This is a genomic window from Mesorhizobium sp. M1A.F.Ca.IN.020.04.1.1 (assembly GCF_003997315.1).
Lineage (GTDB): Bacteria > Pseudomonadota > Alphaproteobacteria > Rhizobiales > Rhizobiaceae > Mesorhizobium.
Genome location: NZ_RZSN01000180.1, coordinates 1 through 11301 on the forward strand (window position 1 = coordinate 1; position 11301 = coordinate 11301).

General features: G+C 60.3%; 9 protein-coding genes and 1 pseudogene. 5 read left to right on the plus strand and 5 right to left on the minus strand.

Annotated elements, in window-relative coordinates; all coding sequences use genetic code 11:
- Positions 1-112: transposase domain-containing protein (locus tag EOA49_RS26330; RefSeq protein ID WP_135914190.1), on the plus strand; the 112-nt coding region annotated here is incomplete at its 5' end.
- A 216-nt stretch (positions 113-328) separates the two neighbouring features.
- Here the strand turns inward: EOA49_RS26330 and EOA49_RS26335 are convergent.
- The 5 genes from EOA49_RS26335 to EOA49_RS26350 all read right to left on the minus strand — a co-directional run bounded on the left by EOA49_RS26335 (position 329) and on the right by EOA49_RS26350 (position 5204).
- Positions 329-919 carry a hypothetical protein gene (locus EOA49_RS26335; protein ID WP_095518981.1) on the minus strand — a complete coding sequence of 197 codons (591 nt, stop codon included), beginning with the start codon at positions 917-919 and terminating at the stop codon, positions 329-331.
- Between the two features lie 1680 nt (positions 920-2599).
- Positions 2600-3808, minus strand: a complete 1209-nt coding sequence (locus tag EOA49_RS26340) for a recombinase family protein (protein WP_245460806.1) — start codon at positions 3806-3808, stop codon at positions 2600-2602.
- Positions 3809-3862: 54 nt separating this feature from the next.
- The gene (locus EOA49_RS33730) at positions 3863-4294 is read right to left on the minus strand and encodes a recombinase family protein (protein ID WP_245460807.1); all 432 of its coding nucleotides are present in this window, start codon (positions 4292-4294) and stop codon (positions 3863-3865) included.
- A complete protein-coding gene (locus tag EOA49_RS26345; RefSeq protein WP_206519915.1) occupies positions 4291-4770 on the minus strand; it encodes a DUF2924 domain-containing protein in 480 nt (159 codons plus the stop codon). The genes EOA49_RS33730 and EOA49_RS26345 overlap by 4 nt, the downstream gene beginning before the upstream one ends.
- Positions 4770-5204 carry a DUF3489 domain-containing protein gene (locus EOA49_RS26350; protein ID WP_095801599.1) on the minus strand — a complete coding sequence of 145 codons (435 nt, stop codon included), beginning with the start codon at positions 5202-5204 and terminating at the stop codon, positions 4770-4772. Before EOA49_RS26350 ends, EOA49_RS26345 begins: the two co-directional genes overlap by 1 nt.
- A 357-nt stretch (positions 5205-5561) precedes the next feature.
- Between EOA49_RS26350 and EOA49_RS33735 the strand changes: the two are divergent.
- From EOA49_RS33735 to EOA49_RS26370, 4 genes and pseudogenes are all read left to right on the plus strand, one after another.
- Positions 5562-7040: pseudogene (locus EOA49_RS33735) on the plus strand (Wadjet anti-phage system protein JetA family protein).
- The gene (locus tag EOA49_RS26360; RefSeq protein ID WP_127240884.1) at positions 7030-7680 is read left to right on the plus strand and encodes a DUF4194 domain-containing protein; all 651 of its coding nucleotides are present in this window, start codon (positions 7030-7032) and stop codon (positions 7678-7680) included. Before EOA49_RS33735 ends, EOA49_RS26360 begins: the two are co-directional and overlap by 11 nt.
- Positions 7677-11111 carry an SbcC/MukB-like Walker B domain-containing protein gene (locus tag EOA49_RS26365; RefSeq protein ID WP_127240883.1) on the plus strand — a complete coding sequence of 1145 codons (3435 nt, stop codon included), beginning with the start codon at positions 7677-7679 and terminating at the stop codon, positions 11109-11111. Before EOA49_RS26360 ends, EOA49_RS26365 begins: the two co-directional genes overlap by 4 nt.
- Positions 11108-11301 (plus strand): hypothetical protein (locus tag EOA49_RS26370; RefSeq protein ID WP_164749290.1); only part of this gene is annotated, 194 nt, incomplete at its 3' end. The genes EOA49_RS26365 and EOA49_RS26370, both read left to right, overlap by 4 nt.

Consider the following 11301-nt stretch of genomic DNA (forward strand, 5'->3'; position numbering starts at 1 on the left):
CTATCTCGCCGATGTCCTCACCAGGATCGTCAATGGCCACCCGAACAGCCAGATCGACGACCTGCTGCCCTGGGCCTACATCCCGGCTCCCGAACTCAGGGCCGTGGCCTGAGAACAGCGCTTACGACTGAACCGTCTGCGCTCGTGTTGCGTTTTACGGCGCAAGCATGAGGCACCCTTGCAGGCGTCAATTGCAAAAGCGCCATCTTAGAAAATTATACTACAAAATGCGTCGTTTCAGTCCCGGCTGGGGCCGAAATCTGTCCTTCGCGAACCGGTCGCGCGCTGCCTTGGCGTCAATTGCCGTTATTGGGCAGTTTTTGTAGCCTCAACCCCATTTTTTCAGCTCGGCAAGGAAGCGATCCTGCTCCTCCAAGGCTTTCAGCATCGTTCCCATGACAGTGGAATCCGTCATGCGCCGCAATTCTCGCTGAATGGACGATTCGTGAAGACCCAGCGCCGTCCTCAGCGCCAGTGAGTCTAAAACACCATGTACCTCTTTCCTGAGGGGCGTATCGAGGTATCCAGCCGCGGCCTTTTGGAGAGCAGATGCTTCCGAAAAATTGTACATACTCGCCGTCTCTTTGGCTTTCCGCATAAGGTACTCGCTAGCCGAGTCGGAGATCGATGACGTCGTGCGCGAGGGCGCTCTCGCCGTCCTTGCAGCTCTCGTTGCCGCCGCTTCGTTCATGAATTTCTGTCTGTTCAGCTTCCAGCGCCCCTGCCATCGACGGATCAAGGTAACGTCTGTCTCCCTCCGCGAGCTGGACATATCATTGAGGACCCGCCTCATGGCTGAAGTCGCCTTCATGGAAGGATTATCCAGCAAGATACTTGCGACCTTGGCAAGGGCCTGATCGTTGTTCTTGACGCCGCTGCCAATTGGGCGGCCGACGCGGCGCTTCTGAATCTCTTCCATTGCTTTGCCTCCAGTTGGTGTCGGTCTGCCCCGTGCGCTCTTTGATATTGTAGCAACGGATGGATTCTCAAGCGATTTAAATAGCTCCGATCAGTTTAAAAGCGCGGAAAATTCCCGCTCGTGAATCCAAAAGCGCGGAAAATTCAGCGACACGTAATTTTCCGCGCTTTTACGGCTTACGGAGAGGCTGAGCGCGAAAAATTCCAGCCGGTGCGGCGTTTGGCAATCGGCGTTTTCATCCGAAAACGGCCCCGCATTATTCCTCTAAAGCTTAGAACTGCCGGCCATAGCGCGGGCGAGCGGCACTGCTGAGGTAAGCAACTCAGCTCCCACCTTGCAGGACCTGGATGACGGACTGCCCGCAGGTGCTGCCCCATCTGCTTTGGACCGCATCTGCGAAATTCTCACGTATCCTGCCTGTGCGCATGTAAGCATAGGGTAGCGCCTGGGCTCGATTGGCCACCACACTAAGAACCACCGTCGGCATGGCGACCGCAGGCTGATGTCCCAAACGCCACTCCAAAAGGATCATCCTCTCATGGATCCCAATGCCATCATTGCGTCCCTGCCAGTCGCCGGGGCTGATCGATCTGTGCTCATCGAAGTCGCTAATGCCGCGTTCGAGCCCGTCATTGAGCGGATTGAACCGAATATTAGGAACGACCCGAAGCCTTTGGGATGCTGATGACTACATCGACAATAGCCTTCTCGGCGTCTCTCCCACAAGTCCGTGGGAAACGGCTCAGGAATTCTTTGCGGCTCTCGCACGCAAGGAAACCTTGTTCACCCATGCTTGGCAGCTGGTCGGCAGAGAAGCTTCCCTTGCTGAAGCCTTGGAAGCACACAAGAATCCGGACGTTGGCGTGACGCTGGTAACGGGGTCTGGCGGCGGCGGCAAATCTCGAGCTCCAAGCCATTCTGGACCAAATCGCCGCCGATCAGTCTGCGACTAGGATCAGGCTTGTCTCACCGACAATGGAGATCACCAAGGTGTCTCTAGAAGAGCTTGGTTCCGGTGACCTGCTCCTCGTCGTCGATGATGCTCATGACAGCGACAAGTCTCCAGCCATTGTTCAATTACGCCGCGGCCAACGTGGGTCGTGTAAAATTGCTCATTGTCTTCCGACGATATGGAGTTGAGCATATCCGGGCCCAGGCAAGCAGCTATTCCTTTTCTGGAGACCGTCTGAGCGTCATCGACGTACCGCCTCTTTCCAAGGAGGAGTCGGAGTCGCTTGCCCGCCAGGTGCTTGAACACCTAGGTGGACCTATGGAGCTTGCGGCCAGCATTGCTCATCTCACCCAAGATTGCTCGCTCGCCACAGTGGTCGGGGGCTCAGACCTGCATGAAGCCCCATCTTGTGCAGCGTCCTTTGCTTAGGCGCGGAACCATACGGAGCGATACGGGAAGATTTCTGATTTTGGCCCACGAGAAAGCCAATGAAATCAACGGTCCCGGCACATCCTCCGGGCCCACCATTCAGTCCGCCAGTTTTGGCGTTCTTTCGAGCGTCTCAGAATAGTGTCGACATTTCCGCGGCTTAGCACCGCACTTGCCGCAACGCTTGGCTGAGACGCGGCTTTCTGAGCCCAGAATGCCCCGAATTCTGGGCTTCGTCTCTCGAGGCCCATTTCCTTAGCCAACTGTTTGGAAAAGCGATGCTCGGCCGATGGTCGGAATCAGAGGCCGAGCAGCGCAGACTGATCGGACCAGGCAAGGGGAAGGCCAGAGAGGCGCGACAGCCGATGGGCTGTAAGTTCGGTCGGCTGGCCGCCGGCGATGATCTTGGACACGATCTTGGGTGAGAGAAACGCCAGCGGCAGCAGCCTGCTCACTTCAGAGACCGTCGTCGCGTTCAAGGTAGCGATATCTGTCAGGCTTCGTTTTGAGCCATCTGTGAGTTGATGGAGATACCGCTGGGAGCGTTGAACTACGTCGATCAATCCGGCATCCGGCTCACCGACGTTGGATGTGCCATCGGTCAGAACAATGCGCATCTCGATACCGCGTCGCTTGATGTCGAATGGGCAATTCGTCGAAAGGGTGTCGGCACCGCCATCAGATGACAAAGCTCGATCGAGCAGATGTTCGGCGAGTGCCCGGCAATCGATGTCGATGATCAGTGCCTTATGGCTAAGCGCGATGCGCCGGATGAGTTTTTGCAGCAGCGAGCGCTTCGCGTCTGAGGTCTCGGTGGCCCAGGCACCCCGGACCTCGGCCGCGCGACGCATCGCGCTCCGGATTTCGCTAGGGGCTCCCCATCGCTGAATCAAATCAGCGATTTGGCTGTGATAGCTCAGAGTGCGAGTCAGCTGATGCTCAACGACTGATTCAACTGCATCGGCGGGAAGACGCCATCCATCGGAGTTGCCGCGTCGCTGATCAACAAACTGTTTTGAGACATAGTAGCGATAGCGAACGCCTCGCTTGTTGGCATGAACCGACCGAAGTTTCTCGCCATGTTCGTCAAAGAGTAGGCCGGTGAGAAGATGCTGCTGGGTGACGTTGGATGTGCTCCTGCGTCGCGGCGCCTGAGTGGCCAAAAGCGCCTGAGCCTTATCGAATACCGGACCTGCGATGATCGGTTCGTGCTCACCGTCGTAGACCTGATCCTTGTGCTTGGTCTTGCCGATGTAGATCAGGTTCGAGAGCAGGTGATAAAGATTGCCACGGCCGAATGGCATCGTGACGACGACGGTGCCATTCTGGCGTTCACGGGTCCGGGCCACGAAACCATCGCGCGCGGCCTCATCAGCAAGATCCCGCACTGACTTCAAAACGAGATAGCGTTCGAAAAGGTGTCGAACAACCTTCGCCTCGGCATCGTCGATCACAAGCTTACGGTGCTCCACGCGATAACCGAGCGGCACCACGCCACCCATCCACATGCCCTTTTTCTTGGATGCTGCGATCTTGTCGCGGATGCGCTCGGCTGTGACCTCTCACTCGAACTGCGCGAAGGACAGAAGGACATTGAGTGTCAGCCGTCCCATCGAGGTGGTGGTATTGAACTGCTGGGTGACGGAGACGAATGACACCGAGCTGGCATCGAAGATCTCGACGATCTTTGAAAAGTCCATCAGCGAGCGAGTGAGGCGGTCGATCTTATAGACAACCACGACATCGACCTTCTTGTCGCGGATGTCCTGCAGCAGCCGCTGCAGGGCGGGGCGCTCCATCGTCCCACCTGAGATGCCGCCGTCGTCATAGCGACCCGGCACGAGCTTCCAACCAAGCCCAACCTGCGAGGCGATGAAGGCAACGCAGGCCTCGCGCTGGGCGTCGAGCGAGTTGAATTCCTGGTCGAGACCTTCCTCGCTCGATTTGCGAGTGTAGACGGCGCAGCGCAGGCGAGGTATCGAGTTGTTGCTCATAAGCCGAAGAACCTCGGACCGGACCAATGCGCGCCAGTGATCTTGCGTGCGATTGACGACAGTGAGGGATAGACCTTGGCCTCGAAGACGAAGCCATCCTCGACCACATCGACAATATGGGTCTTGCCGTTCCAGTCACGGACCAACCGAGCGCCTGGCAAAACTTGTTTGCGTTTTGGAGCGATCGTCACCTTGATGTCGTCGACAACGAGGTTAGCTTGGCTGTCGCGGTCGGCGATCTTCTTCTCGACCCGGTCTATGGCGGACCTGAGCATGCGACGCGTCTCGGTGGAGAATCCACCGAGACGCTTTGCCTGAAGGTGCCAGGCTGCCGCCCTGATCAAAAGTTCACGCCTGACACCTTTTGGCGGGGCGCACCTGTAGATCCTCACCCATTGGGCTGTGAGCTCCTCGCGGGAGAGGTCACTTAAGGCGGCGACCTCTGCTTGGATATCGAACTTGGCACGCATGGCCATCAAGCAACGCCCTTGGCGCTGTCATCGATGCGGTAGCGGCGGACCCCATCCTTGCCGACGTCACTCGCCAGGTTGAGACCTAGCCTCTTTTTTACGGCCGCCGACAGGAAACCTCGCACCGAGTGGGCCTGCCAGCCGGTCGCTTCCATCAGCATCTCGATCGAAGCGCCCTTGGCCATGCGAAGCTTCTTCAGCACCAGGTCCGACTTGCTCTGCTTGGTCTCGTTGGCTCGAGGTGAGGCCTTTGATGATTTGGTAGCGGCGGCACTGATCTCGCGTGCCGGTGCGCCATCGCGTGCCTTCGACGCTTTCGTTGACTTTTTGCGCTTTGGCTTTGGCGCCTCGCCCGCCGTCGGCGTCGCCTCGGCCGCAGGCTGCAGATTGTCGCCGTCGTGAACTTCCTCGGTGCTCAGATTGCTGTTGAGGTGTACCATGATGGTTCTCCGTTCATGTTGCAGTGCCGGACAATCCGGCTCCTGTACTGACACGAGCCCGCAGTGCGGGCTGGAGAACGCTAAGGCCCGATAGTTTCGGCCTTCAGCAATTGTAGCAATGCTTGCTTTGGCGCCGAAGTCCAGCAGAAGAACCGGTTTCGGTGGCCACTTTAGTCATTCTGAATAGCTGCGAAGGCTGTTTGCCACGCGCTGCCATCCTCTAATCGCTTGACCTCCAGGCGAACTCCCGCCAACTTCCTCATCGGGGGAGGAATCTTGACAAATTCAGCGTTATCTTCAGTGTCGAACGCGTCGCGTTCGCAACTCTTTGGCCAACTCGGCCTGGACATCTTCACAGTGTTCTCTGGTGGGAACCGACTGCTCTACGAGCGTGCAATCCTCGCCGTCTACAACGACCTCTACCGGTCCGACCTCCTGTTTCCGACCGAGGCAGAGGTGGTCGGCGTGATTTACGACTGTGTCATGCGGGAGCCTGTCCTCTGGGCTGAGGACGAAGCCGCTGTCGACCTCGACCGCCTCGTCACGCGGACCGGGCGGCGGGTAAGACGTCGCCGCATCGCAGGCGTAGACGATCAAGCCACCGGAGTCGCGATCAGCCGTTCCCGGCACATCTATAACCGGATGCTGCAGACAGGCTGGCTAGACGAGGCGAGCTATGGCCTCAAGACGACCGTGGAGATGCCGTCCGGCGCGATGCGTCTCGCCGAATTCCTGTGCTCCCTTAAGGAGGGCGGCGCCGAACAACTCGGCGGCCTGGTGGTGGAAGTGAGAAACGCGATTCGCGCAGTCCGCGAGAAGCCGGCCGAGAATGCCCTAGGCCTCAACAAGGCCGCTCAGGACTCGGCGCGTTTCGGACGGTACCTAAGAAGCGTGCTGGCGGCCCTGCGGGAAGTTGATCGGCAAGTGCTTTCCTCGGAGACACTTGCAGAGCGGCTGCGGCACTATTTCGAGGACTTCGTCGAGCGGGTGCTGCTGCGCGACTATACGTCCATCTCGACCACGGCGCATCCATATCGACATCGGCGGACTATTCTCACCTCCCTCGACGAGTTGGAAGATTCCGAGATTGACTTGGCAGCGGTTGCCGACGCGTATCTTGAAGCCCGGCTCGTTCCCGATGGGCAAGCGGCGCGCGACCTCGTGCAAGAGGACCTGTTCCGAATCCGCCGAGTGTTCGAGCGGATCGAGGAATCCTTCGAGGCGATCCAGTAGCATCGGTCCAGGCTCGAAACGCGACTGCGCAACGTGGTCCGATATGCTGGGCGCCGGACCAATTTCCTTCAGCGCAGCGAGCATGTGATCCAGCGTCTCGATGACGCTCTTTCGCGGGGCGTGGACGATCTTACGGTGCGAGGATTGATTGAGCCTCGGATGACCGTTGTCGCGCCCGAGCTCCTCGCGAAGCCGCGCGGTGCCCGGCCGGAAATCGCCGACGCCGACCTAGCCCTTCCACCGCCCGATCCGATACGCGAGTTCAGGCGCCATCTCGAGCGGGAGTACTTGGATCGCCTGACTGTCTCGCCGGCAAAGGTCAGCCGTTTCCTCGAACGACGGGTACCGCCCTTTGGCGAGACCACAGCGGCCTCCATGAGGATCGAAACCGTCGATGATTTCCTGGCTTTCGAAGCCATCCGATTGATCGTCGCCGGCGGCCTCGGGTCCGACGCAGACTCGCGGCTCGCGAAGGCGCTCGAAGGCCGATTCGAGTTCGTAGCGTGCGGTGAGAGGGTGTCGAACGAGTGGCTGGATTGCGGCGGCTTTCGCGTGAAGCGCCTCGACGACAGCATCACCCTCGAGGTCGGGTATGCTGCTTGAGTTCAACGCCCTCGAAAGCTCGAATCCCCGCGGCTTCCTGCGGGTCACGCAGCTCATCGCACATCTGATGCGGAACCAGTTCGTTCACGTAGAGGACCGTGGGGCCGCGACGCTGCTCGAAACGCTGCACCGTCCGGAACTCGCGAAGCTCGTCTCGGCTTACTTTGACGTAGCGGGCTACCATCTCGTCCATCGGGAGACCGAAGGCTGGGCTGGGATCCTGCCTGATCCGGAGCGCACGTCGCTGCCGCGGATGCGCATCGATGAGACGATCGCCCTACTGGTCATGCGACGGCTATGGGAAGAGGCGCTTCAACTCGGTGAAATCTACATCAACGGAACTGTCCGCACGACCCTCAACGAGGCGTATGCGGCCTATCAGGGCATAGTCGCCGGCACCCGGCGTGCGGCGCTTGCGCCGAATGAGTTCCGCGACGTGCTCCAGATGCTCGAACGCAAGGCGATCGTTCGCCTCGATGAGTTCGATGCAGACGCGCAGGATATGGATCTCGACATTCGTGCGCTCGTCACGAGCGTCGCCGGCGACGACTTCGTCGCGTCGCTCGAGCAGATCCTGTCGCGTCCGGTCGCCTCGACGCCCGATGCGGATGATCAGGCCACGGCGGGAGGCGAGGCATGATCGAACTGCGGCGTATCGTCCTCGTAAACTGGCACATGATGGTGCAGGCCGATCTCGATCTGGCCGGCGATGCGGCCATCCTCGGACAGAACCGATCCGGCAAGTCCACGATCATCGATCTGATACAGGCGATCATGGCGGGCGGCTCGTCCCGTCTGTACCGGTTCAACCGTTCGGCGGGCGAGAGCGGCGGCCGTTCGGACCGCACGCTAGGAGGCTACTGCCTCGGCCAGCTCAACGAAGATACGTTCCTCAGACCCCAGGCGAGGAGCCACATCGCGCTTGTCTTCGAGGATCCAGAGAGGCGACGGATGCCGGTGAGTCTCGGGCTGTCCATCGAGGCCGCCCGCGGTCAGCAGACGGAGGTTGCGGGGCGCTTTATCGCCGAGGGTATTGGCGTCGATAGCTCGATGCTGCTGGATACCGGCGAAGATGCGTCCCGGCCGACCGCGTGGCCCGTCGTCCGCCGGCGGCTCGACCAGGCCTGCGGCGAAGCGGGTGGTCAGCTCCTCACGCTGGACGATGCTAAGACGTTCATCCGCGAATACATGCGTGCGCTGTTCACAGGTCGTCGCACGTCGGATCCCGAGCGGTTCGTTCGCACTTTCGTGGCCGCGCTCTCCTTCACGGACATCTCGTCTGTCGAGCAGTTCGTGCATCGCTACCTACTCGAACCCAAGCCGATCGACATTGCCGAGCTGCGCGATTCAATCCGCCGCTACCGCGAGATCCAGAAGACGATCGCCGACCTCAACCGAAGGCTGGAGGCGCTTCGCGCGATTCGCGCTCAAGTGGACGAGTTCGACCGGCTTCTCACCGAGGAGTTCACCTGCCGCGCGATCGAGAAGACCGCCATGCTGGTCGAAGGGTTCTCCCGGCTGTTGGCGAATATCAGTGAACAAAGGTCGAAATCGCACGAACTTCATGCAGTCATGGAGGAGTTCGCTCGGGTGGAGGAGGAGATAGAGCGCGAAAACGAGGCGCTCGCATCCGTCCGGCGACAGCTTGCCGCGACCGGCGCACAGGGACAGCGCGCCATCGTCGAGCAGGAGATCAAGGGGCTAGAGCGGGACCATACCGGCATCATGGAGCGCCTGCTGGCTCGACACCTTAGCGCGGCGCGCGCGATCCAACTCCTGGAGTTGCGCGACAAGCTGAGCGTCATAAACCCGGGCGAACTGTTCCGCGCGCTCGAGCGCGTCGAGGAGGCCAGCCGCGGGCTCGCGCCGCCCGATTGGCCACGCGATCCGGCGAAGATGGACGATCTGCTGGAAGCGGTCTCCGTAGCGGCGATTGCCCGGATGGAAAAGGCGACCGACCAGCGAGATGAGGCCATCGTCTGGGTCAAGCAGCTTGAGGCCGAGACAGCAGAGGATAGCAAACAGCTTGCTAGTGCCAGGCAGGGACAGATCACCCTTAGCGCAGCGACCTCGAAACTTATGGAGACCCTGCGCCGCGAGGGCATGGCGCCGCGTACATTGTGTGAGGTCGCCGACGTCGTAGACGAACGGTGGCGCAATGCGCTTGAGGCCCTGCTCACTCGCGACCGCGAAGCCATTATTGTCGATCCGGAACATGCCTACCGTGCCACCGAGATCCTGCGGCATGGACGCGACGCCTATCCGGGATGCCGCGTAGCCAACACCCGCAAGCTCCAGTCAAGGACCACCGTGCCCGAAGGCGGCACGTTGGCCTCGATGATCCACAGTGACGACAGGCTGGCCATGGCGCTCGTTGTCTTCAGGATAGGCAATGTCCGACTTGCGCAGAGCCAGGACGAGCTTCTGTCCGGCGGTCGCGCCATCATGGCTGACGGAGCTTATTACGACGGCCTGATCACCGAGATGCGCCGGCCGGACGGCCTTAAGATTGGCCGGGCTGCGGCGCCGCTGATGGAGGCCACGCTGCGAGAGCAGATCGAACAGCGCTCGCAGCTTCTGAGGATTCATCTCGAGAAGAAGCGCTTGTTCGAGGATGCGATCCGGCGGCTCGAGGATTGCAGCAGGCCGGTCGCCGAAAAGGACAGGTTGGAGGCGCTTGCATTCGCGCTGGGGGATCTTGCCGACAGGCGTGTCGACGCGCGGCGGAGGCTCGATCGGATATCGGCCCAAGTCGACCCCGAACTACTCGACGGCGAAACGCGGTCGCAGGCCTTATTGAAGAGCCTCAACTTAAATCGCGATGAACTGATCGGTAGCCGCGAGACGCTCAAGACGCAGATCGAGCAGGTCAAGGCAAGGCTGGGCGCGGGCGACCAAAGCGTCGGTTCATATCTATGTCTTGCCCATCGCCGCCGGCAGTTCCGCAGTGTCGTGACCTCCGCGGCGCAAATACCATCGCTCCGCGAGCGATATAGAGCGCATCCGGCTAAAAATCCGGCCAGGATTGCTTCTGACATGCAGAAGGCTGCGGACGAAGCGAAGCAGGGGTATCGGGAACTCGGTCACGAGATCAGGGCATCTCTCGGGAGGTATGCGATCGACTTCCCCGACGCGCTCGAGGGCTATGCGGACGTGCCGATCATCGGCACGGTGAAACCATGGGTGTCGGACGGCATTGCGATGCTGGAAGATAACGAGCTCATCCGGTACCGCGAGCAAGCGGACGAGGCGGCGGATCGGGTTTCACGTCTTTTTAAGACGACCTTCATTCATGAGCTGAACAGCCGCTTCGGGCAGCTTCATTCGGAGATGGAGAAGCTGTCGGCAGCGCTCCGTACACGCCCCCTTCACGGCGAGATCTATCGCCTCGCGGAGCTCGTCAAACCGGAGTTCGACGACCTCTATCATCTCGCCAAGGACAGCGAGGCCGACGAGCGCGTGCTAGATGCTCTGTTCGGCCGGGCCGAGCCTCGCGACGAGCGGCACGCGCGGGCGCTCAGGCAGATAGAACAGCTTCTCGCCGACGAGTCCTTCGACTTTACGGTCTTTCAGGACTACCGCAGCTATTTCACCTACGACCTCAGGATGCGCGATATTGCTACGGGGCGGACAACGAGCTTCGACCGGCGACGAGGCGTGGCCAGCGGTGCTGAACGTCAGGTGCCTTTCTACGTCGTCATCGGAGCGGCTCTTGCCAGCGCCTACCACGGCGTCCGTCAGACGAACGCTCCAAGCAATCTCGGAATGGGTCTCGCCGTGTTCGATGAGGCATTCAGCAAGATGGATGGCCCCAACCAGCGGACACTACTCGACTTTTATCGCGCGATTGGCCTTCAGGTCGTCATCGCCGCGCCCACCGAGAAACGCGCTGTCGTCTACGAGAACCTGGACTACATCATCGACGTATTCCGCAGCGGCGATGTTTCCCTCGCCGAATCCATCCGGATCAAGGACCGTGTCCGCGAGGAGATGCGCGCTGCCAATCCACAGCACGCGACGGACGAAGACCTTGCGGAGCGTCTCGGCCTCAAAGCGAGTGCTGCCGAATGAGCCGACGCGGGTTTTCAACCGTCATTTCACTCATCGCCGATCTGCTTGCGCGGCACGAACGCAATCCCGTTGCGCGAAATCTGATCGCCTCGATCGACAATGACGGCTTCGCCAACGTGGACCAGCGGGACACCTTCGACGAGGAACTCGCGGCGCTGGAGCGGGCGGGCGGGATCGAGCTGATCCGAAC

Bases quoted from the DNA above. Each gene is read 5' to 3' on its own strand.
- EOA49_RS26335 (WP_095518981.1), bottom strand. From the start codon at position 919: ATGGAAGAGATTCAGAAGCGCCGCGTCGGCCGCCCAATTGGCAGCGGC.
- EOA49_RS26340 (WP_245460806.1), bottom strand. From the start codon at position 3,808: ATGTGGATGGGTGGCGTGGTGCCGCTCGGTTATCGCGTGGAGCACCGT.
- EOA49_RS33730 (WP_245460807.1), bottom strand. From the start codon at position 4,294: ATGAGCAACAACTCGATACCTCGCCTGCGCTGCGCCGTCTACACTCGC.
- EOA49_RS26345 (WP_206519915.1), bottom strand. From the start codon at position 4,770: ATGGCCATGCGTGCCAAGTTCGATATCCAAGCAGAGGTCGCCGCCTTA.
- EOA49_RS26350 (WP_095801599.1), bottom strand. From the start codon at position 5,204: ATGGTACACCTCAACAGCAATCTGAGCACCGAGGAAGTTCACGACGGC.
- EOA49_RS26360 (WP_127240884.1), top strand. From the start codon at position 7,030: ATGCTGCTTGAGTTCAACGCCCTCGAAAGCTCGAATCCCCGCGGCTTC.
- EOA49_RS26365 (WP_127240883.1), top strand. From the start codon at position 7,677: ATGATCGAACTGCGGCGTATCGTCCTCGTAAACTGGCACATGATGGTG.